At 38.6% G+C, this 290-nt stretch carries 1 protein-coding gene; it reads left to right on the top strand.

Features of this window, described 5'->3' with window-relative positions:
* Positions 1-17: 17 nt before the first annotated feature.
* Positions 18-290 (top strand): IMPACT family protein (locus HUK49_RS10785; RefSeq protein WP_191913685.1); only part of this gene is annotated, 273 nt, incomplete at its 3' end.

Raw genomic sequence — 290 nt, 5'->3', positions numbered from 1 at the left:
AATAAAGGGTGACCTGTATGACAGATTCAGTAATTACAATTAAAGATGAACACATTATAGAAAACGTCATTAGTAAATCTCGTTTCATTGCTCATATTAAACCGGTCCATGATGAAGATGAGGCAAAAGCATTTATTGAAGCGAAGAAAAAAGAACATCGAGAAGCAACGCATAACTGTTCGGCATACACGATTGGTGATACGATGCGCATTCAAAAAGCACATGATGATGGCGAACCGACTGGCACGGCGGGTGTGCCAATGTTAGAAATGTTAAAAAAGTTAGATGTC

This window comes from Limosilactobacillus portuensis (assembly GCF_014838735.1).
GTDB lineage: Bacteria > Bacillota > Bacilli > Lactobacillales > Lactobacillaceae > Limosilactobacillus > Limosilactobacillus portuensis.
The sequence above is the reverse complement of the archived record's forward strand: the minus strand, read 5'-3'. Positions and strand labels throughout refer to the sequence as shown.